Genomic DNA, 24,765 nt, shown 5'->3' with positions numbered 1-24,765 from the left:
GGCTCCCCCTTAGGGGAACCCGATCTCTTCAGGAGCGTTGCTGGGAGCCGGCAACGAACCTGGCTAATGCAGCCTGCAATTTCTGACATTTCTCGCGGGGTTGCGTGCGGTCATTTACGATCAGCGCTTTCTTTTGCCCGATTGCCACCATGAGTTCTTTATATTCCGGCGCCCGAGTATTCCAGCCTTTTTTACCGGCCTGGCTGAAGGCATTCGAAAGTAATATTCCATCCGCAGGAATATCATTTCTTCCACACTCTTCCCGCAGATAATGACTGCCCGCAACCAGCGAAGATATCTGATCAATCTGTGTTGCGGGATCCGGATCTTTTCTTGATGTTTGCTGACATCCACTGAGTAGGGTGGCGAGCGTAATAAGGATTATTGTGGGGAGAGTCCCTGGCTGAATTTTCATAATGATCTTCCTGATCTGAATATATTTTATCGCCCGATGCGCGGGGTAATAGTAATTTATTACTCTGAAAAACTAAAAGCTTTTTCCATTAATGCCCGCTCTGTAAAGCCCAGACCGCCGCTTCCACCCGCGATTTCAGTTTCATTTTCTTCAGCAGGTGTTTTACGTGAACTTTTACGGTGCTTTCGGTAATAGAAAGCTTACGGGCGATCGCTTTATTGGTCATTCCCTGCGTGATTAATTTAAGAATATCGCGCTCGCGGCGGGTGAGTTGCTCAATATCGCGCTCCTCGGCCGGACGGTTTTCCCGCAGGCTGGCGACCAGCACATTGGTCAGCGTTTCACTGAGCACCATCTGCCCGGCAGCGGCCTGATGCAGCGATTTAAGTAACTCTTCAGGCTCCATATCTTTCAGCAGATAACCATCAGCGCCGCGCTTGAGGGCGTTCACCACATCATCTTCATGGTTTGAGACGCTGAATACCACGATACGGCCCGACAGCTCGATGGTGCGTAGCTGCACCAGCGTATCCAGCCCGTTCATACCCGGCATATTCAAATCCAGCAGAATCAAATCAGGATCATGCTCCTCTGCCAGTGCCACACCCAGGGTGCCATTGCCTGCTTCCGCAACGACCTCTAACCGATCGTCCAGCTCAATCAGTTGTTTCACGCCGTTGCGCAGCATCGGGTGATCATCAATCAGGAGTATGGTGGCGGCTGTTTCATTCACGGCTGAGATCCTTTCTGTATCGGTAACGGAGTAGGGAGTGCAGTATCAGGCCGGTATTTTACGGATGGAATAAATTATCCCTATACCACTTAAGGGGTAACTCCTAATTTCCCACCGCAATAACTGGTTAAGTATAGTGCAGATCAAAGGGGCCAAAAACGATGATTAACAGCAGGTTATTTTCGGATAAAGTCCTACCTCTTTTGGAGACGCCAGGCTCAAAGTCTTAAGAACTACCTGATGACTCGTTGATTTGCATCAACCTCACGAAGAGAGGGGATAAGCAGGATGTCCGAAATTTTCCCTCTGATGACGAGAATATTATGTCGCAAATCACTTCTTTGCCCCCCGTTAAAGGCGGCGGGGTTATTCAGGACTGGCAGCCTGAGGATGCCGAATTCTGGCAGCAGCGTGGCCGGCGTATTGCCAGCCGCAATCTGTGGATTTCCGTGTTCTGTCTGCTGCTCGCTTTCTGCGTCTGGATGCTGTTCAGTGCCATCACCGTTAACCTGAATAAGGTGGGCTTTCATTTTACCACCGAACAGCTGTTTCTTCTGACGGCTGTGCCTTCCATAGCCTGTGCGCTGCTGCGGGTGCCTTACTCTTTTGTTATCCCGATCTTTGGTGGCCGTCGCTGGACAGCATTCAGTACCGCTATTCTGCTGGTTCCCTGCCTGTGGCTGGGCTTTGCCGTACAGGATCCGGCAACGTCATTTTCCACTTTCATCGTGATCGCGCTGCTGTGCGGGTGTGCCGGGGCAAACTTTGCTTCCAGCATGGGCAATATCAGCTTCTTTTTCCCAAAGGCTAAGCAGGGAAGTGCGCTGGGTATCAACGGCGGGTTAGGTAACCTGGGCGTCAGCGTGATGCAGTTCTTTGCCCCGCTGGCCGTCTCTTTCGGCATCTTCAGCCTGTTCGGCGGTGGCTCTCAGGTTACGGCCAACGGTGAAGCTATCTGGCTGGAGAATGCTGCCTGGATCTGGGTGCCCTTCCTGATTGCCGGAACGCTGTTAGCCTGGTTCGGGATGAATGACCTGGCCTCTTCAAAATCCTCCCTGCGTGAGCAGTTGCCGGTGCTTAAACGCGGCCATCTGTGGATTCTGGCAGTGTTGTACCTGGCGACCTTTGGCTCTTTTATCGGCTTTTCCGCCGGTTTTGCCATGCTCTCCAAAACCCAGTTCCCGGATGTGGTGATCCTGAAATATGCCTTCTTTGGTCCTTTCCTGGGGGCGCTGGCCCGTTCAGTTGGCGGCATGCTTTCGGACCGGTTTGGTGGCGTACGCGTCACGCTGATCAATTTCGTGGTGATGGCGATCTTCAGCGGCCTGCTGTTTATGACTCTGCCAGGCGAAGGCCAGCCAGGCTCGTTTATCGCCTTCTACAGCATTTTCATGGTGCTGTTTGTCAATGCCGGGCTGGGTAGCGGATCGACTTTCCAGATGATCGCGGTGATCTTCCGCAAAAACACGCTGGAACGGGTAAAAGCGCAGGGCGGCAGTGACGAGCTGGCGCAGCGCGAAGCCGTTACTGAAACCTCTGCCGCGCTGGGGTTCATTTCAGCCATTGGTGCCGCTGGCGGTTTCTTTATCCCACAGATGTTTGGCATGTCGCTGGCAATGACCGGTTCACCCGCTGGCGCGATGAAAATGTTCCTGGCGTTTTACGTGCTTTGCGTGGTGATCACCTGGGTGGTGTATGGGCGCAGAAAGGCGGGCTGAGAGCAGGTAACGCGACTTTTAAGAGAGCTCTGAAGCGGTTTCAGGCGTTTCTACTCCTAAAGAGCCGGGTAATGCTGAGTAAGGCAGGAAAGTTGTCAGGGAAGACGATTTTTCTGTTTCAAAACAAACAATTGCCTGGCAGTTTTTCACTCCTCCTTTAGGGGTATTCCGACTAAAACACTCAGGTTCAGGACCGTTATCTGTTGATCGTTATCAATCTGCGGCTGGTCGGGCCTCAGTACCCTGCTCGCAGATTAAGCAATGTCGTGGTTTCACACCTAATAATAGTAAGCCTTCAGGAGAATTCCGGATGAGCAAGTTTCTGGATCGGTTCCGCTACTTCAAACAGGTAGCAGAACCATTTGCTGGCACTCATGGCCAGACACTCAACACCAACCGTGACTGGGAAGATGGCTACCGCAGCCGCTGGCAGCATGACAAAATTGTGCGCTCCACGCACGGCGTGAACTGCACCGGCTCCTGTAGCTGGAAGATTTACGTGAAAAATGGTCTGGTCACCTGGGAAACCCAGCAGACAGACTATCCCCGCACCCGCCCGGATTTACCCAACCATGAGCCACGCGGCTGCCCACGCGGCGCCAGCTACTCCTGGTATCTCTACAGCGCCAACCGCCTGAAGTATCCGCTGATGCGTAAAAAGCTGATCAAACTCTGGCGCGAAGCGAAGACGCAGCACAGCGATCCGGTTGATGCATGGGGTTCAATCGTCAGCAATCCAGAGAAAGCGAAAAGCTACAAGGTGGCTCGTGGCCGCGGCGGTTTTGTCCGCTCCAGCTGGCAGGAAGTCAATGAGCTGATCGCCGCTTCAAACATCTACACCGCCAAAACCTTTGGTCCGGACCGTATCATGGGCTTCTCGCCGATCCCGGCGATGTCGATGGTTTCCTACGCCGCAGGTGCCCGCTACCTTTCGCTGATTGGCGGGGCCTGCCTGAGCTTCTATGACTGGTATTGCGACCTGCCGCCCGCTTCCCCGATGACCTGGGGTGAGCAGACGGACGTGCCGGAGTCGGCAGACTGGTACAACTCCTCCTACATTATTGCCTGGGGTTCTAACGTGCCTCAGACCCGTACGCCGGATGCCCACTTCTTTACGGAAGTGCGCTACAAAGGCACGAAAACGGTAGCGATCACCCCGGACTATGCGGAAGTCGCCAAGCTTTGTGACCAGTGGCTGAATCCGAAACAGGGCACGGACAGCGCTATGGCGCTGGCGATGGGCCATGTGATGCTGAAAGAGTTCCACCTTGACCGTGAAGTGGGCTATTTCCGCGACTACGTCAGGCGCTACACCGATATGCCAATGCTGGTATTGCTGGAACCGCGTGAAGGAGGCCATTACGCCGCCGGTCGCCAGTTACGCGCCAGTGATTTGGTGGATGGTCTGGGTCAGGAAAATAACCCTGAATGGAAAACCATCGCCATAAATCAGGCGGATGGCGAGCTGGTGGCCCCGCAGGGATCGATTGGCTTCCGCTGGGGCGAAAAAGGCAAATGGAACCTGGAGTCCCGCGAAGGCAAAATGCAGCAGGAAGTCGAGCTGCAGCTCAGCCTGCTGGGCAGCCACGATGAGGTGGTCGAGGTGGGCTTCCCGTACTTCGGCGGCATCACCAGTGAGAATTTCAACAGCGTGGCGCTGGAAGAGATCCTGCTGCACAAGCTGCCGGTTAAACGGCTGCAGCTGGCCGACGGCAGTGAAGGACTGGTCACCAGCGTTTACGATCTGACGCTGGCGAACTACGGGCTGGATCGCGGCCTGAACGACGACAATTGCGCGAACAGTTATGACGAAGTGAAAGCTTACAGCCCGGCCTGGGCAGAGCAGATCACCGGCGTGTCGCGCCAGAACATCATCCGTATTGCCCGTGAGTTTGCCGAAAACGCCGAAAAAACCCGTGGTCGTTCGATGATCATCGTCGGTGCCGGGATGAACCACTGGTATCACATGGACATGAACTACCGGGGTCTGATCAACATGCTGGTGTTCTGCGGTTGCGTAGGGCAGAGCGGCGGCGGCTGGGCGCACTATGTGGGCCAGGAAAAGCTGCGACCGCAAACCGGCTGGACGCCGCTGGCGTTTGCGCTGGACTGGCAGCGTCCCCCGCGCCATATGAACAGCACCTCCTTCTTCTATAACCACTCCAGCCAGTGGCGTTATGAAACGGTCACCACCGATGAGCTGCTTTCTCCGCTGGCGGATAAAACCCGCTACAGCGGCAGCCTGATTGATTTCAACGTTCGCTCCGAACGGATGGGCTGGCTGCCTTCCGCCCCTCAGCTGGACACTAACCCGCTGCACATTGCTGCTCAGGCGAAAGCTGCAGGCCTGTCTCCGGTTGATTACACCGTCGAAAACCTGAAGCAGGGTACGCTGCGCTTTGCCGCAGAGCAGCCGGACGATCCGAAAAACTTCCCAAGAAACCTGTTTGTCTGGCGCTCCAACCTGCTCGGCTCCTCCGGTAAAGGGCATGAGTACATGCTGAAATACCTGCTGGGCACCGAGAATGGCATTCAGGGTAAAGACCTGGGTGCGCAGGGGAGCGTGAAGCCGGAAGAAGTGGAGTGGCAGGATCAGGGCGGTGAAGGAAAACTGGATCTGGTCGTGACGCTGGATTTCCGTATGTCCAGCACCTGTCTCTACTCCGATATCGTGCTGCCTACCGCCACCTGGTATGAAAAAGACGATATGAATACCTCGGATATGCATCCGTTTATTCATCCGCTCTCCGCTGCGGTTGATCCAGCCTGGGAGTCAAAAAGCGACTGGGAAATCTATAAAGGGATTGCCAAAACCTTCTCTGAACTGTGCGTGGGTCATCTGGGGCAGGAAACCGATGTGGTGACGCTGCCGGTGCAGCATGACTCTCCGGCGGAACTCGCTCAGGCTTTTGATGTGAAAGACTGGAAGAAAGGCGAATGTGAGCTGATCCCGGGGAAAACCGCGCCGCACATTATCGTGGTTGAGCGTGACTATCCGGCCACCTATGAGCGCTTCACCTCTCTGGGGCCTTTAATGGACAAGCTGGGCAACGGCGGGAAAGGCATCGGCTGGAATACCCAGACCGAAGTCGACTTCCTGAAGCAGCTTAACTACGTCAAAGCCGATGGCCCGGCAGCCGGACGCCCTAATATCGACAGCGCCATTGATGCGGCCGAAGTGATCCTTTCTCTGGCCCCGGAAACTAATGGTCAGGTAGCGGTGAAAGCCTGGCAGGCCCTGAGCGAAATTACCGGGCGCGACCACACTCATCTGGCACTGAATAAAGAAGATGAAAAAATCCGCTTCCGCGATATTCAGGCGCAGCCACGCAAAATCATCTCAAGCCCGACCTGGTCTGGCCTGGAAGATGAACACGTCTCCTATAACGCCTGCTACACCAACGTGCACGAGCTGATCCCCTGGCGCACGCTGAGCGGCCGCCAGCAGCTTTATCAGGATCACGAATGGATGCGTGCCTTCGGCGAAAGCCTGCTGGTGTACCGTCCACCGATTGATACCCGCGCGGCAAAACCGCTGCTGAATCAGAAGCCCAACGGCAATCCTGAGAAGGCGCTGAACTTCCTGACGCCGCACCAGAAATGGGGCATCCACTCAACCTACAGCGACAACCTGCTGATGCTGACGCTGTCGCGTGGTGGGCCGATTGTCTGGATGAGTGAAGATGATGCGAAAGAGCTGGGGATTGAGGACAACGACTGGATTGAAGCCTTCAACGCCAACGGCGCACTGACGGCTCGTGCGGTGGTCAGCCAGCGTGTTCCCGCCGGGATGACGATGATGTATCACGCCCAGGAACGTATTGTGAATATTCCGGGATCGGAAATCACCAGCCAGCGCGGCGGCATCCATAACTCGGTGACGCGCACCTGTCCTAAACCGACCCATATGATCGGCGGCTATGCGCAGCAGTCCTATGGCTTCAACTATTACGGCACCGTAGGGTCCAACCGCGACGAGTTCGTGGTGGTCAGAAAAATGAACAACATCGACTGGTTAGACGGTGAAGGCACCGACGATTGCCAGGGCAGCCAGCAGGAGAGTAAGGCATGAAAATTCGTTCGCAAGTCGGCATGGTGCTGAACCTGGACAAATGCATCGGATGCCACACCTGTTCGGTCACCTGTAAAAACGTCTGGACCAGTCGTGAAGGCATGGAATATGCCTGGTTCAACAACGTAGAAAGCAAGCCTGGCGTGGGTTATCCCCATGCCTGGGAAGACCAGCAGAAGTGGAAAGGCGGCTGGATCCGCAAGATCAACGGCAAGCTGGAGCCGCGTATGGGCAGCCGCATCGGCCTGTTGTCCAAAATCTTTGCTAACCCCGATGTCCCGGCGCTGGATGACTATTACGAGCCGTTTGATTTTGATTACCAGAATCTGCACACGGCACCGGCAGGGAAACACCAGCCGATCGCCCGTCCCCGGTCGTTGATCACCGGTAAGCGGATGAAGAAGATCGAAAACGGCCCCAACTGGGAAGAGATCCTGGGCGGTGAGTTCTCCAAACGCTCCGCAGACAAGAATTTCGATAATATCCAGAAAGAGATGTACGGCCAGTTTGAAAACACTTTCATGATGTATCTGCCGCGCCTTTGCGAGCATTGCCTTAATCCGGCGTGCGTGGCGACCTGTCCAAGTGGCGCTATCTACAAGCGTGGCGAAGATGGCATCGTGCTGATCGATCAGGACAAATGCCGTGGCTGGCGGATGTGCCTGACCGGCTGCCCGTATAAAAAAATCTACTTTAACTGGAAGAGCGGCAAGTCTGAGAAATGCATCTTCTGCTATCCCCGCATTGAAGCAGGCCAGCCAACGGTCTGTTCCGAAACCTGCGTGGGCCGTATTCGTTATCTGGGCGTGCTGCTGTATGACGCCGATCGTATCGAGCAGGCGGCTTCGGCAGAGAACGAGAAAGATCTCTATCAGCGCCAGCTGGATATCTTCCTGGATCCCAACGATCCGGCGGTGATTGAGCAGGCGCTGGCCGACGGTATCCCGCACAGCGTGATTGATGCCGCTCAGCGTTCGCCGGTGTACAAAATGGCGATGGACTGGAAGCTGGCGCTGCCGCTGCATCCTGAATACCGCACGCTGCCAATGGTGTGGTACGTGCCACCGCTGTCGCCAATTCAGTCCGTGGCCGATGCGGGTGAGCTGGGGCACAGCGGTGTGCTGCCAGACGTCGGGAGCCTGCGTATTCCGGTGCAGTATCTGGCGAACCTGCTGACCGCTGGCGATACCGCCCCGGTGCTGCTGGCTCTGAAACGTATGCTGGCGATGCGTCACTACAAACGTGCGGAAACTGTCGACGGCGAAGTGGATACCCGCGCGCTGGAACAGGTAGGGCTGACAGAGGCACAGGCGCAGGAGATGTACCGCTATCTGGCCATTGCTAACTACGAAGATCGCTTCGTGGTGCCTTCCAGCCACCGTGAACTGGCCCGTGAAGCCTTCCCGGAAAGCAAGAGCTGCGGCTTCAGCTTCGGCGACGGCTGCCACGGCAGCGACAGCAAATTCAACCTGTTCAACAGCCGCCGTATTGATGCCATCGATGTGGGCCGTAAAACGCCGCCGCAGGAGGATCGCTCATGATCACCTTACGCGCAATCGGTCGCCTGCTGGATTATCCGGATCGGGATCTGTTCGATCATTATCAGGATGTCATTGAGGCGCTGGAGCAGGCGGCGGAACTGGATCAGCCACACCTTTCAGGGCTGGTAAAGTTCATTACCGATTTCTGCACCCGTCCGTTGCTGGATGTGCAGGCGGACTACTGCGAGCTGTTCGATCGTGGCCGGGCTACCTCGCTGCTGCTGTTTGAACATGTGCACGGCGAGTCACGCGATCGCGGCCAGGCAATGGTTGATCTGCTGGACCAGTACCGGGCGGATGGCCTGGAGCTGGATTCAAAAGAGCTGCCGGATTATCTGCCGCTCTACCTGGAGTATCTGGGGAATGGTTCCACCGAACGTGCCCGCGGTGGGTTGCAGGATATTGCGCCGATTCTGGCCCTGCTGGCCGCGCGCTTACTCCAGCGCGAAAGCCCTTATGCGCTGTTATTTGACGCGTTGCTGTCGCTTTCCCACTCCGGTATCAGGGCAGAAGCCCTTGAGTCTCAGGTTGGGAAAGAAGCCCGCGATGATACCCCCGCCGCGCTGGATGCCGTCTGGGAAGAGGAGCAGGTCAGGTTCCTTGGTGAGCAGGGATGCGCCTCTGCACAGCAGTCTGCGCACCAGCGACGTTTTGCCGGGGCGGTAGCACCCCAGTATCTGGATGTGGCGCAGGCCACTTCACGATCCACAGGACATTAATCATGCACTATTTATCTCAGTTCTTTTTCGACATCTATCCCTATCTGGCGGGAGCCGTTTTCCTGATCGGTAGCTGGCTGCGTTACGACTACGGTCAGTACAGCTGGCGGGCAGGTTCAAGCCAGATGCTGGATAAAAAAGGGATGCGCCTGGCCTCGAATCTGTTCCATATCGGCATCATTGGCATCTTCTTCGGGCACATTGTGGGCATGCTGACGCCACACTGGATGTACCAAGCCTTCCTGCCGATTGATGTGAAACAGAAGCTGGCGATGATCGCCGGTGGAATTTGTGGCTTGCTGACGCTGGTGGGTGGGGCTTTGTTGTTAAAACGTCGCCTGTTTAATCCCCGCATCAGAGCCACCAGTAGCTTCGGCGATATTTTGATTATGACGCTGCTGGTGGTTCAGGTCACTCTGGGACTGCTGACCATCCCGTTCTCCGCCCAGCATCTGGACGGCAGCGAGATGATGAAGCTGGTGGCCTGGGCGCAGGCGGTGGTGACTTTCCACGGCGGTGCTTCTCAGCATCTTGAAGGCGTGGCACCAATATTTCGCCTGCATATGGTACTGGGCATGACGCTGTTCCTGCTGTTCCCGTTCTGCCGTCTGGTGCATATCTGGAGCGCGCCGGTGGAATATCTGACCCGCCGTTATCAGCTGGTGCGTAACCGCCGCTAGGTGACCGCTGAAAAACATCACGATCGGTCGTACAGTATTTCGCTGGTGATACATAAAGTCTGAACAGCCGGAGAATGAAGGCGTGCTTTGAGCGTGCAGGACAGAGCCTGTCACGCCAGGCAGGGGGATTACCTGTCATGCGCCGCACTCATTTTTCCGGCTATTTTTTATCCCCGCCCGAAAATCTCAATCACTGCATCCAGGTGATCCTTCATCGCTTTTTTAGCCGCTCGCGGATCGCGGGCTTTCAGCGCCTGCAGGATCGCCAGATGTTCGGTTTCAGAACGGTGGGGCATATCCTGCGGGGTGTAATGCTGTTGCAGGCTGCGGAACATGCTGCCATAGCGGTGGCCCAGCAGATGCGCAATCACAAAAGCATAGGCTGGATTGCCGCTGGCCTGCGCAATACGAATATGGAAAAGCCTGTCACCCGGATGCGTCGCTGAACCCTGACGGTTATCCCTGCAGTTCTGCTGATAAGCCTGTTCAATCAACGCCAGTTCAGCTTCTGAAGCGTGGCGCGCAGCCAGGGCAGCAGTTTCAGGTTCAATCAGTCTGCGGGTTTGCAGCAGAGAAAAGGGCGGCAGCTCCGCACTGAAATCCAGCTGGATATCCAGTTCATCATCCACATCTGCCCACTGATCGCGGCCTGCCTGCATCATCACCGGCTCTTCTGAAGGCGGTGAAGCGATATCGCAGACAATCACGCCGTTGCCTACCCGCACATCCACCAGCCCTATCACCTCCAGCGCAATTAAAGCTTCGCGCACCGAAGCCCGGCTGACCTGTAACTGACTGGCCAGATCGCGTTCTGCCGGAAGCTTGCTGCCGGGAGGGAATTCACCGCTGGCAATCAGCATTTTTAGCTGATCGGCAATCTGTCGGTAAATTCTTGGATTTTCTAATTTTTTTATCGGCATGGGTCAGCAGATGCCCTTTTAGGTTAAGCGATTCAGCCAGCACTTACGGGAAATTGCTCTTGCTGCTTTGTTTTTAAAATGTGAAAAACTAGTTAACAAGAATGCGTTTTAAGCTCTGTATGCCCTGAATGATAGCAAAAGGGCCCCGCTTAAAACGTTTTTTTTCACCGTTAATGGCCTGACCATTAGTCCTTTGAAACCAGGGAGACGTTATGGATCTTGAGGGTAAAAAAGTCCTGATCACCGCTGCAGGGCAGGGGATTGGGCTTAATACGGCCCAACTTTTTGCCAGCGCAGGGGCAGAAGTGATAGCGACCGATATCAATGTTGCAAATTTGCAGGGTATTTCCGGCGTAACGGCACGGATTCTGGATGTGACCGATGCGCAGGCGATCCACGCGCTGGCAGAAGAGATCGGCACCCTTGATGTGTTGTTCAACTGTGCAGGCGTGGTGCACAGCGGGGATATCCTGAGCTGCACTGAACAGGAGTGGCAATTTGCCCTGGATCTGAACGTCACGGCGATGTTCCACACCATCCGGGCTTTTCTTCCTGCCATGCTGGCGCAGCAAAAAGGGTCGATCATCAATATGTCTTCGGTCGCATCCAGCATTAAAGGGGTGCCCAACCGTTTTGCCTACAGCGCCTCCAAGGCGGCGGTGATTGGCCTGACCCGTTCCGTAGCGGCGGATTACGTCGCAAAAGGGATCCGCTGCAATGCTATCTGCCCTGGCACCGTTGAATCTCCCTCTTTGCATCAGCGCATCGCCGAACAGGCACTCGCTGAAGGGCGCAGCGTGGAAGAGGTTTATCAGGCTTTCGTGGCCCGCCAGCCGATCGGGCGCATTGGTAAAACTCAGGAGATCGCCCAGCTGGCGTTATACCTGGCTTCAGATGCCAGCGCCTACACCACAGGCACGGTACAGATTATTGATGGTGGCTGGAGCAACTGAGCCGCCACTTTTAACCAAAAGGATCAGAGATGAAATTATTACGTTATGGTCAGCCCGGAGAAGAGCGTCCGGCCATGCTGGATGCGCAGGGCAAACTCCGCGATCTCTCCGGGGTGATTGAAGATCTTTCTGATAATGCCCTGCTCCCGGCCTCGCTGGATAAGCTTCGCAAGCTCAATACTGACGCTTTACCGCTGGTGGAAGGCAATCCAAGAATTGCAGCCTGTGTGGGCAATGTGGGCAAGTTTATCTGCATCGGCCTGAATTATGCCGATCACGCCGCAGAGACCGGGGCTGAAATTCCAAAGCAACCGGTGGTATTCAGTAAATGGACCAGCGCTATCGTGGGGCCGAATGACGCGGTCGAAATTCCCCGTGACTCACAAAAGACCGACTGGGAAGTGGAGCTTGGCGTGGTGATTGGCAAAGGGGGCCGCTATATCAGCGAGGCGGAGGCACTTTCCCATGTTGCCGGTTATTGCGTGATCAACGATGTCTCTGAACGTGAGTTTCAGATCGAGCGGGGCGGCACCTGGGATAAAGGCAAAGGTTGCGACACCTTTGGGCCACTCGGGCCGTGGCTGGTGACGACCGATGAGATAGCGGATCCGAATCAGCTGCATCTCTGGCTGGAGGTGGACGGCAAACGCTATCAGGACGGTAACACCAGCACCATGATCTTTAAAATTCCGGAAATCATCAGTTATCTCAGCCGTTTTATGAGCCTGCAACCCGGCGATGTTATCTCTACCGGCACGCCGCCAGGCGTGGGTATGGGCCAGAAGCCACCGGTCTACTTACGGGCCGGGCAAGAGATTCGTCTGGGGATTGAAGGGCTGGGCGAACAGTGTCAAATCACCACTCAGGCATAAGTCAGCACTGAAAAGGAAGCTCGTATGACCACGATTACGGCACTGCGCGTTGAAGATATCCGTTTCCCGACCTCTCTCTCGCTGGATGGATCGGACGCCATGAATCCGGACCCGGATTATTCAGCGGCTTATGTGATTTTAGAAACGGACAACCCGGCTCTTAGCGGACACGGGCTGACATTTACTATTGGCCGGGGGAATGAAATTTGTTGTGCAGCGATCCGCGCGCTTGAGCATCTGGTAACGGGGCGTGAACTGGCAGCCATTACTGCCGATATGGGCGCATTCTGGCGCTCCTTTACCAGCGACAGCCAGCTACGCTGGATTGGGCCGGATAAGGGCGCGATCCACCTGGCGACCGGGGCGGTGATCAACGCCGTGTGGGATCTGTGGAGTAAGGCAGAGGGGAAACCGCTGTGGCGACTGGTAGCGGAAATGTCGCCAGAGGAGCTGGTGCGCTGTGTGGATTTCCGCTACATCACCGACTGTATAACCCCGGAGGAGGCGCTGACTCTGCTTCGTCAGCAGGCGGATAACAAAGAGCAGCGTCTGCAAACGCTGATGAAAGAGGGCTATCCCTGCTACACCACTTCTGCGGGCTGGCTGGGCTATCCCGATGACAAACTTCGCCGCCTGTGTCAGGAAGCGGTGGATGCCGGGTTCGACTATCTGAAGCTGAAAGTAGGCCGGGATCTGGAAGATGATATTCGTCGGGTCACCATCGCGCGTGAAGTGATCGGCCCGGATCGTAAGCTGATGATTGATGCTAATCAGGTCTGGGAAACCAATGAGGCTATTCCCTGGGTCAATAAACTGGCCTTTGCTAATCCGTGGTTCATTGAAGAGCCCACCAGCCCGGATGACATCGAGGGCCACCGTCGTATCCGCGAGGGGATTGCCCCGGTCAAAGTCGCTACCGGAGAGATGTGCCAGAACCGCATTATGTTCAAACAGTTCATTATGCGGGGTGCCATCGATGTGGTGCAGATTGATGCCTGCCGCATGGGCGGCGTAAATGAAATCCTCGCCGTGATGCTGATGGCCGCGAAATACAATCTGCCAGTCTGCCCCCATGCGGGAGGAGTAGGGCTGTGTGAATACGTGCAGCATCTGTCGATGATTGATTTTCTCTGTATAGCCGGAACGCACGAGGGCCGGGTCATTGAATATGTGGACCATCTGCACGAACACTTTGTCCATCCCTGCGTGATCAAAGGAGCGGCCTATATGCCACCGGAGCACGCTGGTTTTTCCATCGAAATGTTCCCGGCTTCGATCGAACAGTACCGTTTTCGTGCCCGTGACCTGGAGCCAGCCTGATGACGCGGCGAATTGATGCCCATCAGCACTTCTGGCGCTATCAGCCGCAGCAGTATGGCTGGATCGGCGAAGAGATGGGGCGGCTGAAACAGGATTTTATGCCGGAGCATCTGACCGGGAAGCTGGCCTCTGAAGGCATTGCGGGCAGCGTGCTGGTGCAGGCGCGACAAACGGCGGAAGAGACCCGCTGGCTGCTTGAGGTGGCAAAACAGACACCGGAGGTGAAAGCGGTGGTGGGCTGGATCGATATGCAGAGCAACGATATTGGACAGCAACTGGAGGCTTTTCAGGATCGGCCAGAGCTACGCGGATTCCGCCATCAGATTCAGGATGAAGCCGCACCGGCTCACTGGATGGAACTGCAAAGCGTCAGTCACTCAATGCATCTTGTTCAACAGCGGGGCTATGTCTGGGATCTGCTGGTGACGCACCGCCATCTGGCTGAAGCCGCCGGGTTTGCCGCACGCCACGACCGGCATCACCTGGTGCTGGATCATCTTGGCAAGCCTGACCTGGCTTTGGGAGCGCGACACTGGGCAAAACAGATTGCCCCGCTCGCCGCCTTACCGCATGTCAGCTGCAAACTTTCCGGGCTGTTAACGGAGCCTCGTCCGGCGGGGTTTACCCTCAACGACCTGCTGCCCTTTATCGATGCCGCGCTGGAGGCGTTTGGCAGCGACAGGCTTATGGCGGGGTCGGACTGGCCAGTGTGTTTGCTGGCGGGCGAGTATGAGGATGCCTGGCAGGGGGTTCAGCGGGCTATTTCCAGTCTGTCTGTGAGCGAGCAGCAAGCCATCTCCGGTGGCAATGCCTGCCGGATTTACCGAATAGAGGACGTTGAAGCATGAATCTGCATCTGCAAAACAAAGTGGTGATTGTCACCGGTGGCGGCTCAGGTATCGGTGCGGCTATTTCCCTGACGCTGGCGGAGGAGGGCGCCATTCCAGTGATTATCAGCAACAGCGAACCTTCAGCAGAGTTAATGGAGCAGCTTAAACAGTCACAGCCTGCCACCCTTTTTGTACTGGCAGAGTTGCAGGACGAAGCCAGCTGTGTTCAGGCGGTGGAGCAGGTGAAGCAGCAGTTTGGCCGTATTGACGGCCTGGTTAACAACGCCGGCGTAAATGACAGCGTGGGGCTTGAGGCGGGCAGAGAAGCCTTTGTACGCTCCCTGGAGAAAAACCTGATCCATTACTATCTGATGGCACACCTGTGCCTGGACGCTCTGCGGGCGACGCAAGGAGCCATCGTCAATATCAGCTCTAAAACGGCGCTTACCGGGCAGGGTAATACCAGCGGGTATGCCTCTGCAAAAGGCGGCGTGCTGGCGCTGACCCGCGAATGGGCTGCCTCGCTTTTAAAGGATGGCATCCGCGTTAATGCAGTGATCCCGGCAGAAGTGATGACCCCGCTGTATGAACGCTGGATCAAAAGCTTCTCCCAGCCCGACGAAAAGCTGCAACAGATCACCCGGCATATTCCTCTGGGGCAGAGAATGACCACCCCACAGGAAATCGCTGATACCGCGGTGTTTCTTCTTTCAACGCGGGCATCCCATACCACCGGACAATGGCTGTCGGTAGACGGAGGCTATTCGCATCTGGACAGGGCACTGACATGACCGGTTCTCAACGTTATTGCCAGGCGCTGGACCTGGCGGACGATCCTCAACTGATCGCCGAATACTGTCAGCTTCATCAACAGATCTGGCCCGAGATTGCGCAGCACCTGCGCCGGTATGGCATTACCAGTATGGAGATCTTCCTGCTGGGTACCCGCCTGGTGATGATCGTGGAAACAGGACCTGAATTTGACGCGGAGCAGTTTGCCCGGCAGAGCGCGCAGGATCCTAAAGTGGGCGAATGGGAAGCCCTGATGTGGAAGTATCAACGGCCCACACCCTGGACGCCGCCGGGAGAAAAATGGGTCAGGATGGCAAGGATTTTTTCTCTGCAGGAGCAGCACTGAGTTCACCGACGGGGCCTTTCCGGTACCCACCCTATATGCTGCCGGTGTTTTTCGCTGTACTGGCCACAGTTACCAGGAACGACAACATGTTAATCAATAAAACTACTGTCCCGGCTTATCGCGATCGGCAGGCGGCATCACATTACCGGATGGCTTTTATTCTGGTGACCGCATTGTTCTTTATGTGGGGGCTCTCCTATGGCCTGCTGGACGTGCTGAACAAGCATTTTCAGGAGGTTCTGCATGTGAGTAAGGCGCAGTCCGGCCTGCTCCAGGCTGCCTATTTTGGCGCTTACTTTGTGGTGGCGTTGCCTGCAGGCTTCTTTATGGATCGTTTCGGCTATAAAGCCGGTGTGCTGGTTGGCCTGTGCCTTTATGCGCTGGGTGCCCTGCTGTTTGTACCTGCGGCAGGTGCAGGCAGTTTTGAGATGTTCCTCCTCGCGCTGTTTGTGATTGCGCTGGGGCTGGGGTGCCTTGAGACAGCAGCTAATCCTTACGCGACGGTGCTGGGCGATCCCGCTGGAGCTGAACGTCGTCTGAATCTCTCTCAATCTTTTAATGGCCTGGGGCAGTTTGTCGGGCCGGTGATTGGCGGCTCGCTGTTCTTTTCTGCCACTCAGGGCACCACCACTGACGGCCTGGCTTCGGTAAAAATGACCTATGTGGCGCTTGCGGCACTGGTGCTGGTGATCGCTTTTATCTTCTGGCGAACCCGCATGCCGGACATCAAAGCCCAGGAAGAACAGCAAAGCAGCGGGGATAGCAGAAGCCTCTGGCAACATGGGCATTTTACCGGTGGCGTGATTGCGCAGTTCTTTTACGTGGCGGCGCAGGTAGGCGTGGGCGCCTTCTTCATCAACTATGTTACCGAACACTGGGCAAACATCTCTAACCAGAGCGCTTCTTATCTGCTCTCCGTAGGCATGATCAGCTTTATGCTGGGCCGCTTTTTCAGCACCTGGCTGATGGGGCGCGTTCGTCCGGTGACCTTGCTGATGGTCTATGCCGCCATCAATATTTTCCTCTGTGGCGTGGTAGTCTCGGGCGTTGAAACGCTCTCTGTAATTGCGCTGGTTGCGGTGTTTTTCTTTATGTCGATTATGTTCCCTACGCTGTTTGCCATGGGCGTAAAGAATATGGGCAAGCAGACCCGAAGGGCGAGTTCACTGATGATTATGGCCATTGTGGGCGGCGCAATTATGCCGTATCTGATGGGGGCGGTGGCTGACCATTACAGCACTGCCACTGCGTACACTTTACCTTTGCTCTGTTTTGCTGTGGTGCTGGTCTATGCGCTGCGTCAGCGGGCTAAGGCCTCCCCGGTTTAAGGTGAACCAGGATTTTAAAAGTCGCTAAACAGGGGCCATCTCCGCGCGGGATGGCCTTTTCTTTACATAACATCTGCTTTTCTTCGCGCCAGCCAATGCTTTACCATGTTGCAACTCCTTCGCATCATACTATGGATACTCAATGCGTTATCTGGCCACACTTCTTCCCGCTCTGGTGTTACTGACCGCCTGTAGCAGCCACAAACAGCCTGAAGCAGTTGAACCACAGGGAAATCCTTTTGGCGGCGGTTTCAAGCTGGAACCTTCGCATGATTATCATCCGCTGATGGGTGATTTTGCCAACAATGCCGCTACCGAGCGCTTCGTGGATAAAATGGTCCGTGAGCATGGCTTCCAGCGTCAGCAACTGCATGATGTGCTGGCCCAGGCAAAAAATCTGGATTGGGTGGTACGGCTGATGGATCGTCAGGCGCCCGTCTCGCAAGGGCCGACCGGACCCAATGGCGCGTGGGTACGTTATCGCGCCAAATTTATTACCCCTTCGAATGTGCAGAACGGTGTGGCCTTCTGGGATCAATATCAGGACGCCCTTCAGCGTGCTTACCAGACTTACGGCGTGCCGCCGGAAATTATCGTAGGCATTATTGGGGTGGAAACCCGCTGGGGCAGAGTGATGGGGAAAACCCGCATCATTGACGCACTCGCCACGCTGGCCTTTAACTATCCCCGCCGGGCAGATTTTTTCAGCGCTGAACTCGAAACCTTCCTGCTGATGGCAAGAGAAGAGGGGGATGATCCGCTGGATCTGCGCGGTTCTTATGCTGGGGCGATGGGCTACGGCCAGTTCATGCCTTCATCCTTTAAAAGCTATGCGGTCGATTTCAACGGCGATGGCCACATCAACCTGTGGGATCCGGTGGATGCTATTGGCAGCGTTGCTCACTACTTCAATGCGCACGGCTGGGTGAAAAATGGCACTGTAGCGGTACCGGCAACCGGGCCTTCAACCACGTGGGAAACCGGGTTTAAAACCCGTTATTCGGTCTCCTCGCTGGCCGCAGCTGGCTTCCAGCCGCAGATCAGGCTGGACGGCGATCAAAAAGTCAGCCTGCTGCGTTTTGACATGGGCACCAGCTACCAGTATTGGTATGGGTTACCCAACTTCTATGCCATCACCCGCTATAATCATAGCAACCACTATGCTATGGCAGTCTGGCAGCTGGGGCTGGCGGTACGTGATGCCCGCTAAAGGGCAGTAGCGAAAAGAGGCCTGAATCCGGGCCTCCCGCCAGCCCGGTCAGAGCCGATCGTTTTGATGAGGAAGAGATGAAAGACTGGAACCCGGATCTTTACCGCCAGTTCGAAGCTGAGCGGACGCGTCCCGCCACCGAACTGCTCTCCCGAATCCCCCTTCGTCAGGTCAGCCGCGCCACCGATCTGGGCTGCGGACCGGGTAACAGTACCGAATTGCTCTGTCAGGCCTGGCCTGACGCCCACATCACCGGTCTGGACAGCTCTCAGGCGATGCTTGAACAGGCATTAAAACGTCTGCCGCACTGCCAGTTTATTCAGGCTGATATCCGTCTCTGGCAGGCCGAAATCCCGCAGCATGTGATTTACGCCAATGCTTCATTACAGTGGCTGACCGATCATCAGCAGCTGTTGCCGCATCTGGCCGATCAACTTGCCGCTGGTGGCGTGCTTGCGATACAGATGCCCGATAATCTTGATCAGCCAACTCATAGCCTGATGCGTAAAGTGGCAGAGCGTGCGCAGTGGTCAGCAAAGATTGGCCCAGGCGCGGCGGAGCGTAAAAAATTACTCAGCACTGAAGCTTATTATGACCTGCTGAGCGGGGTGGGGTGCAGAGTCGATATCTGGCGCACCACTTACTTTCACGTTATGCCTTGCCATCAGGCGATGGTGGACTGGCTTAAAGCAACGGGACTGCGGCCTTTTCTTGCGCCGTTAGATGAGCAGGAGCAGCAGGATTATTTGTCACAGTATCTGGAGGAGCTGACCGGAGCCTGTTCTGTCCGACAGGATGGCAATGTGCTGATGGCCTTCCCAAGACTGTTTATAGTGGCGCAGAAGGCCTGATCTTCAACGATTTCCTGTTGGAATACCGCTCGCAAACCGGCATTTTTCAACTTTCGTACTGGCGAATCAATGCTACTCTTCTGCACTGTAATCCGGGAAGGAGAAGGTTACGATGACTGATGTTGAGTTAATGCAATTGAGTACGGAAGTGGGCCAGCATTTGTCCAGGCTTAAGGCCACTGTCACCACCGCAGAGTCCTGTACCGGCGGCTGGATTGCTAAAGTGCTTACCGATATTTCCGGCAGTTCCCAGTGGTTTGAGCGGGGGTTCGTTACCTACAGCAATCAGGCTAAACAGGAATTAGTAGGCGTCACGGCTTCCTCTCTGGAAAATTACGGCGCAGTCAGTGAACAAGTGGTGCGGGAAATGGCAGAGGGCGCTCTTCTGCAGGCTAAAGCTGATTTTGCTGTTTCGGTAAGCGGCATTGCCGGGCCGGATGGCGGAACAGCTGAAAAGCCGGTGGGCACGGTGTGGTTTGGTTTTGCTGTTTCGGGAAAGGAGACGCTGGCTGTACGGCAGGTTTTCTCTGGTGACAGGGAGGCGGTACGTCGTCAGGCTACAGCCTGGGCGTTGCTCCGTCTGCGCGATCATTTTATCTAAAATTAAGCTTGATACTGTATGAGCATACAGTATAATCAGCCCCAGTGAATTAATGCAGAGCCGCGTTTACGTGTGCTTTACCCCGCGTGATTAGGAGTAGAAATGGCTATTGACGAAAACAAGCAAAAAGCACTGGCAGCAGCGCTGGGCCAGATTGAAAAGCAATTTGGTAAAGGTTCCATCATGCGCCTGGGTGAAGACCGTACCATGGACGTGGAGACCATCTCTACCGGTTCCCTGTCGCTGGATATCGCACTGGGTGCGGGCGGCCTGCCGATGGGACGTATTGTTGAAATATATGGCCCGGAATCTTCAGGTAAAACCACGCTGACTCTGCAGGTGATTGCTTCAGCTCAGCGTAAAGGTAAAACCTGTGCGTTTATCGATGCTGAGCATGCGCTTGATCCTGTGTATGCCAAGAAACTTGGCGTGGACATCGACAACCTGCTTTGCTCGCAGCCGGATACCGGTGAGCAGGCGCTGGAAATCTGTGATGCGTTAGCCCGTTCAGGCGCTGTAGACGTGATCATCGTGGATTCCGTGGCGGCACTGACGCCTAAAGCGGAAATCGAAGGTGAGATTGGTGATTCTCATATGGGCCTCGCGGCACGTATGATGAGCCAGGCGATGCGTAAGCTGGCCGGTAACCTGAAAAACTCCAATACCCTGCTGATCTTCATTAACCAGATCCGTATGAAAATTGGTGTGATGTTTGGTAACCCGGAAACCACTACCGGCGGTAACGCACTGAAATTCTACGCCTCCGTTCGTCTTGATATCCGCCGTATCGGTGCGATTAAAGAAGGTGACGAAGTGGTAGGTAGCGAAACCCGCGTGAAAGTGGTGAAGAACAAAATCGCTGCGCCATTTAAGCAGGCCGAGTTCCAGATCATGTACGGTGAAGGCATCAACATCTACGGTGAGCTGGTGGATCTGGGCGTGAAGCACAAGCTGATTGAAAAAGCGGGTGCCTGGTACAGCTACAACGGCGACAAAATTGGTCAGGGTAAAGCGAACTCAGGTAACTTCCTGAAAGAGAACCCGGCAATTGCCAACGAAATTGAAGCGAAACTGCGCGCCACGCTGATGAGCACCGGCGACAGCAAGCCTGATTTTGTAGCCACGGCAGAAGAAATTGACGAAGGCAGCGAAACCAGCGATAAATTCTGATATCGCGCCTGATAGTGAATCAATGCTGTCAAAAGGATAAAAAAGGAATGGGATAAAACCCGTTCCTTTTTTCATTTCTGCCGCCTGAACATTTCTCTGATGCAGGACGTTGCCGGAAGCACACCGACACCGCTGACAGGAGAAACAGCCTTTGTATCTCCTGATAATCCTCGCTACCTTTAACCTCTGTCCTTTCTGTAAATGGGGAGTCAAGATGTCTGACGCAACCGAACGAAGCCAGTTTACCCGCCTGCTGGATCGCGCCATGCGCATCCTGGCGATGCGCGATCACAGCGAGGTTGAGTTTCGTCGCAAACTGGCATTGTCTGCCGAGCGCGCGGCGATGTTCGCAAAAAGTAAATCACAGGAGCCGGAAACGGTCTCGCCCGAACAGATCGATCGGGTGGTAGCCTGGTGTTACGAAAATCGTTATCTCGATGATGCACATTTTGCCGAACGCTTTGTAGCCAGCCGCAGCCGTAAGGGTTATGGCCCTCAACGTATCCGTATGGAGCTGGGGCAAAAGGGCATTGAAAAAGCGCTTATTGACGAAGTGATGAGCAGTACAGAAATCGACTGGACGCAAAAAGCCTTTGAGGTGGCAGAGCGTAAATTTGGCCTGCCGCTGCCCACTGAATGGAAAGAGAAATCTAAAGTACAACGCTATCTGATGACGAAAGGCTTCTTTTCCGAAGATATTCGCGCCATTTTTACAAATTTTGATGAATGACCCCCGATGGGATTTTACTTCGCATCGAAGAAATTTTATCTTATTCACCACTTTTTGTTCGTGAGGAGTCAGCAGGGAGGATCCCTCTGACACAGTAAAGCTCACGAGACATTCGCCAGCATAAGTTCAGGACAATTATGAGCAAGAGCACTGCGGAGATTCGCCAGGCGTTTCTCGACTTTTTCCAGAGCAAGGGACACCAGGTTGTAGCCAGTAGCTCCCTCGTCCCGAATAACGACCCTACGTTGCTGTTTACCAACGCGGGGATGAACCAGTTTAAAGATGTTTTCCTGGGCCAGGATAAACGTAACTATTCGCGTGCCACTACCTCCCAGCGCTGCGTTCGTGCAGGCGGCAAGCATAACGATCTGGAAAACGTCGGTTATACCGCCCGTCACCACACGTTCTTCGAAATGTTGGGTAACTTCAGCTTCGGTGACTATTTCAAGCGTGAGGCCATTGGCTTTGCATGGGAACTGCTGACCGGTAAGCAGTGGTTTAACCTGCCTGAAGAAAAGCTGTGGGTGACCGTTTACGAGACGGATGACGAAGCCTTCGACATCTGGGAGAAAGAAATAGGGGTGCCGCGCGAGCGCATTATCCGTATCGGTGACAACAAGGGCAGTGCTTACGCTTCTGATAACTTCTGGCAGATGGGCGATACCGGCCCTTGCGGTCCCTGCTCCGAGATTTTCTTCGATCATGGCGATCATATCTGGGGTGGGCCTCCGGGCAGCCCAGAAGAAGACGGCGATCGCTACATTGAGATCTGGAACATCGTCTTTATGCAGTTCAACCGTCAGCCTGACGGCACCATGCTGCCATTGCCTAAGCCTTCTGTAGATACGGGTATGGGGCTTGAGCGTATTACGGCGGTGCTGCAACACGTTAATTCAAACTACGAAATCGATCTGTTCGACAAACTGATCAAGTCCGTGGCTGAAGTCACTGGCGCAACCGATCTGAACAGCAAATCACTGCGCGTCATTGCCGACCATATTCGCTCCTGTGCCTTCCTGATTGCCGATGGTGTTATCCCGTCGAATGAGAACCGTGGCTACGTGCTGCGTCGTATCATCCGCCGCGCTATCCGTCATGGCAACATGCTGGGCGCGCAGGGAACCTTCTTCTGGAAACTGGTTGGGCCTTTGATCTCCGTGATGGATGCGGCTGGCGATGAGCTTAAAAAACAGCAATCCCAGGTTGAGCAGGTGCTGAAAACGGAAGAAGAGCAGTTTGCCAAAACGCTTGAGCGTGGCCTGGCTCTGCTGGATGAAGAGCTTGAAAATTTGCAGGGCGATACGCTGGACGGTGAAACGGTTTTCCGTCTGTATGATACCTTCGGCTTCCCGGCTGACCTGACGGCTGATGTCTGCCGTGAGCGCAATTTGAAAATCGATGAGGCGGGCTTCGAAAAAGCCATGGAGCAGCAGCGTCAGCGTGCGCGTGAAGCCAGTGGCTTCGGTGCCGATTATACCAACGTCATTCAGATTGATGCTGCTTCATCCTTCAAAGGCTATGAGCAGCTTGAACTCAATGCTGAGGTCACTGCCATCTTCGTTGAAGGTAAACCTGCTGGTGAAATCACTGCCGGCCAGGAAGGGGTGATTGTGCTGAATGAGACGCCATTCTATGGCGAGTCTGGCGGTCAGGTGGGCGATACCGGTGAACTCAAAGGCGAAAATGCGCTGTTCAGCGTTACAGACACCCAGAAATATGGTCAGGCAATTGGTCACACAGGCAAGCTGAGTACAGGCCAGATCCGCATTGGCGATCGTCTGGCGGCGCAGGTTGATCAAGCCCGCCGTGCCCGTATTCGTCTGAATCACTCAGCAACACACCTGCTGCATGCTGCATTACGTCAGGTTCTGGGGCATCATGTAGCTCAGAAAGGTTCACTGGTGAATGACAAATACCTGCGCTTTGACTTCTCACATTTTGAAGCGATGAAGCCGCAGGAAATTCGTCAGGTTGAAGAGATTGTGAATGCTCAAATCCGTCGCAATCTGGCGGTAGAGACCAATATCATGGAGCTGGAGGCGGCAAAAGCCCACGGGGCCATGGCGCTGTTTGGTGAGAAGTATGACGATCATGTTCGCGTGTTGAGCATGGGCGACTTCTCAACCGAGCTGTGTGGCGGTACGCACGCCAGCCGCACCGGTGACATTGGCCTGTTCCGTATTCTTTCGGAGTCGGGCACTGCTGCAGGCGTTCGTCGTATTGAAGCGGTGACTGGCGAAGGCGCATTGGGTCAGATGTATGCCCAGAGCGAGCAGCTGCAGGATATTGCTCACCTGATCAAAGCCAACAACAGTAATCTGAATGAAAAAGTGCGGGCAATGATTGACCATGTGCGCGGTCTTGAAAAGGAGCTTCAGCAGCTGAAAGATCAGCAGGCCGCACAGGAGAGCGCATCACTGAGCAGCAAGGCCATTGAGATCAAAGGCACGCGGCTGCTGGTGAGCGAGCTGAGCAATGTTGAGCCTAAGATGCTGCGGACAATGGTTGATGATTTGAAGAATCAGCTAAAGTCAGCGGTTATCGTACTGGCTACCGTGGTGGATGGGAAAGTCTCCCTGATTGCCGGGGTAACCAAAGATTTGACCGATCGGGTTAAAGCCGGTGAGCTGGTGGGTGAACTGGCCCAACAGGTTGGCGGGAAGGGCGGTGGACGTCCTGATATGGCTCAGGCTGGCGGCAGTGATGCTCAGGCGCTGCCAGCGGCACTGGCTGGCGTTGAGTCATGGGTTTCTGCAAAACTGTAACACTATAAAAAATGCACGCTGAAGGCGCTATGGGGCTTAACCCGTAGCGTTTTCCAATCGGTGCGCGCTTAAAAAACACAAAGTCAGGTTAGCAGTGGGTATTTCGGCTAAACTAAGTATCAGCAGAATGTATTGGTATGAGCGTGCACTTTACGTGTATTTGTCATAGTCTACATTTAGCGTTATATGATGGATAATG

At 54.9% G+C, this 24,765-nt stretch carries 21 protein-coding genes; 18 read left to right on the top strand and 3 right to left on the bottom strand.

Annotated features, from left to right (window positions below; genetic code table 11):
* Positions 1-28: 28 nt before the first annotated feature.
* The gene (gene gspS, locus VRC33_RS17745) at positions 29-415 is read right to left on the bottom strand and encodes a type II secretion system pilot lipoprotein GspS (protein WP_338557718.1); all 387 of its coding nucleotides are present in this window, start codon (positions 413-415) and stop codon (positions 29-31) included.
* Positions 416-503: 88 nt separating this feature from the next.
* Positions 504-1,103: a two-component system response regulator NarL gene (gene narL / locus VRC33_RS17740; protein ID WP_338564336.1), complete on the bottom strand. Its 600-nt coding sequence runs from the start codon at positions 1,101-1,103 to the stop codon at positions 504-506.
* A 368-nt stretch (positions 1,104-1,471) separates the two neighbouring features.
* Here narL and VRC33_RS17735 point away from each other — a divergent pair, with 368 nt between their 5' ends.
* The 5 genes from VRC33_RS17735 to narI all read left to right on the top strand — a co-directional run bounded on the left by VRC33_RS17735 (position 1,472) and on the right by narI (position 9,878).
* Positions 1,472-2,866, top strand: a complete 1,395-nt coding sequence (locus tag VRC33_RS17735) for a NarK family nitrate/nitrite MFS transporter (protein WP_338557714.1) — start codon at positions 1,472-1,474, stop codon at positions 2,864-2,866.
* Positions 2,867-3,176: 310 nt separating this feature from the next.
* The gene (locus VRC33_RS17730) at positions 3,177-6,938 is read left to right on the top strand and encodes a nitrate reductase subunit alpha (RefSeq protein WP_338557712.1); all 3,762 of its coding nucleotides are present in this window, start codon (positions 3,177-3,179) and stop codon (positions 6,936-6,938) included.
* Positions 6,935-8,479, top strand: a complete 1,545-nt coding sequence (gene narH / locus VRC33_RS17725; protein ID WP_338557709.1) for a nitrate reductase subunit beta — start codon at positions 6,935-6,937, stop codon at positions 8,477-8,479. The genes VRC33_RS17730 and narH overlap by 4 nt, the downstream gene beginning before the upstream one ends.
* Positions 8,476-9,198, top strand: coding sequence for a nitrate reductase molybdenum cofactor assembly chaperone (gene narJ / locus VRC33_RS17720; RefSeq protein ID WP_338557708.1), 723 nt, complete (start codon positions 8,476-8,478; stop codon positions 9,196-9,198). The genes narH and narJ overlap by 4 nt, the downstream gene beginning before the upstream one ends.
* Positions 9,199-9,200: 2 nt before the next feature.
* On the top strand, positions 9,201-9,878 hold the full coding sequence (gene narI, locus VRC33_RS17715; protein WP_338557707.1) for a respiratory nitrate reductase subunit gamma: 678 nt from the start codon (positions 9,201-9,203) through the stop codon (positions 9,876-9,878).
* A gap of 167 nt (positions 9,879-10,045) precedes the next feature.
* On the opposite strand, the gene VRC33_RS17710 is transcribed toward narI, so the two are convergent.
* Positions 10,046-10,798, bottom strand: a complete 753-nt coding sequence (locus tag VRC33_RS17710) for a FadR/GntR family transcriptional regulator (protein ID WP_338557704.1) — start codon at positions 10,796-10,798, stop codon at positions 10,046-10,048.
* A 212-nt stretch (positions 10,799-11,010) separates the two neighbouring features.
* Here VRC33_RS17710 and VRC33_RS17705 point away from each other — a divergent pair, with 212 nt between their 5' ends.
* The 13 genes from VRC33_RS17705 (at position 11,011) to alaS (ending at position 24,566) form a co-directional block, all read left to right on the top strand.
* Positions 11,011-11,751: an SDR family oxidoreductase gene (locus tag VRC33_RS17705; protein ID WP_338557702.1), complete on the top strand. Its 741-nt coding sequence runs from the start codon at positions 11,011-11,013 to the stop codon at positions 11,749-11,751.
* A 29-nt stretch (positions 11,752-11,780) separates the two neighbouring features.
* Positions 11,781-12,623: a fumarylacetoacetate hydrolase family protein gene (locus VRC33_RS17700; protein ID WP_338557699.1), complete on the top strand. Its 843-nt coding sequence runs from the start codon at positions 11,781-11,783 to the stop codon at positions 12,621-12,623.
* 24 nt (positions 12,624-12,647) lie between these two features.
* Positions 12,648-13,943: an L-fuconate dehydratase gene (locus tag VRC33_RS17695; RefSeq protein ID WP_338557697.1), complete on the top strand. Its 1,296-nt coding sequence runs from the start codon at positions 12,648-12,650 to the stop codon at positions 13,941-13,943.
* Positions 13,943-14,791 carry an amidohydrolase family protein gene (locus tag VRC33_RS17690; RefSeq protein ID WP_338557695.1) on the top strand — a complete coding sequence of 283 codons (849 nt, stop codon included), beginning with the start codon at positions 13,943-13,945 and terminating at the stop codon, positions 14,789-14,791. The genes VRC33_RS17695 and VRC33_RS17690 overlap by 1 nt, the downstream gene beginning before the upstream one ends.
* Entirely contained in the window at positions 14,788-15,564 is a 777-nt protein-coding gene (locus tag VRC33_RS17685; protein ID WP_338557694.1) for an SDR family oxidoreductase, read from the top strand. Before VRC33_RS17690 ends, VRC33_RS17685 begins: the two co-directional genes overlap by 4 nt.
* On the top strand, positions 15,561-15,911 hold the full coding sequence (locus tag VRC33_RS17680; RefSeq protein ID WP_338567394.1) for an L-rhamnose mutarotase: 351 nt from the start codon (positions 15,561-15,563) through the stop codon (positions 15,909-15,911). The genes VRC33_RS17685 and VRC33_RS17680 overlap by 4 nt, the downstream gene beginning before the upstream one ends.
* An 86-nt stretch (positions 15,912-15,997) precedes the next feature.
* Positions 15,998-17,239: an L-fucose:H+ symporter permease gene (fucP, locus tag VRC33_RS17675; protein WP_338557691.1), complete on the top strand. Its 1,242-nt coding sequence runs from the start codon at positions 15,998-16,000 to the stop codon at positions 17,237-17,239.
* A gap of 142 nt (positions 17,240-17,381) precedes the next feature.
* Positions 17,382-18,449, top strand: coding sequence for a lytic murein transglycosylase B (gene mltB / locus VRC33_RS17670; protein ID WP_338557688.1), 1,068 nt, complete (start codon positions 17,382-17,384; stop codon positions 18,447-18,449).
* 77 nt (positions 18,450-18,526) lie between these two features.
* Positions 18,527-19,300 carry a trans-aconitate 2-methyltransferase gene (gene tam, locus VRC33_RS17665; protein WP_338557686.1) on the top strand — a complete coding sequence of 258 codons (774 nt, stop codon included), beginning with the start codon at positions 18,527-18,529 and terminating at the stop codon, positions 19,298-19,300.
* A gap of 112 nt (positions 19,301-19,412) precedes the next feature.
* Positions 19,413-19,901 carry a nicotinamide-nucleotide amidase gene (pncC, locus tag VRC33_RS17660; RefSeq protein WP_338557685.1) on the top strand — a complete coding sequence of 163 codons (489 nt, stop codon included), beginning with the start codon at positions 19,413-19,415 and terminating at the stop codon, positions 19,899-19,901.
* Positions 19,902-20,003: 102 nt separating this feature from the next.
* Positions 20,004-21,071 (top strand): recombinase RecA, encoded by a 1,068-nt coding sequence (gene recA / locus VRC33_RS17655; RefSeq protein WP_338557684.1) that lies wholly within the window; start codon positions 20,004-20,006, stop codon positions 21,069-21,071.
* 214 nt (positions 21,072-21,285) lie between these two features.
* A complete protein-coding gene (locus VRC33_RS17650) occupies positions 21,286-21,801 on the top strand; it encodes a regulatory protein RecX (RefSeq protein WP_338557682.1) in 516 nt (171 codons plus the stop codon).
* A 137-nt stretch (positions 21,802-21,938) separates the two neighbouring features.
* Positions 21,939-24,566, top strand: coding sequence for an alanine--tRNA ligase (alaS, locus tag VRC33_RS17645; RefSeq protein WP_338557680.1), 2,628 nt, complete (start codon positions 21,939-21,941; stop codon positions 24,564-24,566).
* Positions 24,567-24,765: the final 199 nt, after the last annotated feature.

The sequence above is a fragment of the Erwinia sp. E_sp_B01_1 genome (genome assembly GCF_036865545.1).
Classification (GTDB): domain Bacteria; phylum Pseudomonadota; class Gammaproteobacteria; order Enterobacterales; family Enterobacteriaceae; genus Erwinia.
This window is presented reverse-complemented; position numbering and strand designations above follow the sequence as displayed.

What these genes read in the sequence shown, in the direction of transcription:
- gspS (WP_338557718.1), bottom strand. Translation starts at nt 415, where the DNA reads ATGAAAATTCAGCCAGGGACTCTCCCCACAATAATCCTTATTACGCTC.
- narL (WP_338564336.1), bottom strand. Translation starts at nt 1,103, where the DNA reads ATGCTGCGCAACGGCGTGAAACAACTGATTGAGCTGGACGATCGGTTA.
- VRC33_RS17735 (WP_338557714.1), top strand. Translation starts at nt 1,472, where the DNA reads ATGTCGCAAATCACTTCTTTGCCCCCCGTTAAAGGCGGCGGGGTTATT.
- VRC33_RS17730 (WP_338557712.1), top strand. Translation starts at nt 3,177, where the DNA reads ATGAGCAAGTTTCTGGATCGGTTCCGCTACTTCAAACAGGTAGCAGAA.
- narH (WP_338557709.1), top strand. Translation starts at nt 6,935, where the DNA reads ATGAAAATTCGTTCGCAAGTCGGCATGGTGCTGAACCTGGACAAATGC.
- narJ (WP_338557708.1), top strand. Translation starts at nt 8,476, where the DNA reads ATGATCACCTTACGCGCAATCGGTCGCCTGCTGGATTATCCGGATCGG.
- narI (WP_338557707.1), top strand. Translation starts at nt 9,201, where the DNA reads ATGCACTATTTATCTCAGTTCTTTTTCGACATCTATCCCTATCTGGCG.
- VRC33_RS17710 (WP_338557704.1), bottom strand. Translation starts at nt 10,798, where the DNA reads ATGCCGATAAAAAAATTAGAAAATCCAAGAATTTACCGACAGATTGCC.
- VRC33_RS17705 (WP_338557702.1), top strand. Translation starts at nt 11,011, where the DNA reads ATGGATCTTGAGGGTAAAAAAGTCCTGATCACCGCTGCAGGGCAGGGG.
- VRC33_RS17700 (WP_338557699.1), top strand. Translation starts at nt 11,781, where the DNA reads ATGAAATTATTACGTTATGGTCAGCCCGGAGAAGAGCGTCCGGCCATG.
- VRC33_RS17695 (WP_338557697.1), top strand. Translation starts at nt 12,648, where the DNA reads ATGACCACGATTACGGCACTGCGCGTTGAAGATATCCGTTTCCCGACC.
- VRC33_RS17690 (WP_338557695.1), top strand. Translation starts at nt 13,943, where the DNA reads ATGACGCGGCGAATTGATGCCCATCAGCACTTCTGGCGCTATCAGCCG.
- VRC33_RS17685 (WP_338557694.1), top strand. Translation starts at nt 14,788, where the DNA reads ATGAATCTGCATCTGCAAAACAAAGTGGTGATTGTCACCGGTGGCGGC.
- VRC33_RS17680 (WP_338567394.1), top strand. Translation starts at nt 15,561, where the DNA reads ATGACCGGTTCTCAACGTTATTGCCAGGCGCTGGACCTGGCGGACGAT.
- fucP (WP_338557691.1), top strand. Translation starts at nt 15,998, where the DNA reads ATGTTAATCAATAAAACTACTGTCCCGGCTTATCGCGATCGGCAGGCG.
- mltB (WP_338557688.1), top strand. Translation starts at nt 17,382, where the DNA reads ATGCGTTATCTGGCCACACTTCTTCCCGCTCTGGTGTTACTGACCGCC.
- tam (WP_338557686.1), top strand. Translation starts at nt 18,527, where the DNA reads ATGAAAGACTGGAACCCGGATCTTTACCGCCAGTTCGAAGCTGAGCGG.
- pncC (WP_338557685.1), top strand. Translation starts at nt 19,413, where the DNA reads ATGACTGATGTTGAGTTAATGCAATTGAGTACGGAAGTGGGCCAGCAT.
- recA (WP_338557684.1), top strand. Translation starts at nt 20,004, where the DNA reads ATGGCTATTGACGAAAACAAGCAAAAAGCACTGGCAGCAGCGCTGGGC.
- VRC33_RS17650 (WP_338557682.1), top strand. Translation starts at nt 21,286, where the DNA reads ATGTCTGACGCAACCGAACGAAGCCAGTTTACCCGCCTGCTGGATCGC.
- alaS (WP_338557680.1), top strand. Translation starts at nt 21,939, where the DNA reads ATGAGCAAGAGCACTGCGGAGATTCGCCAGGCGTTTCTCGACTTTTTC.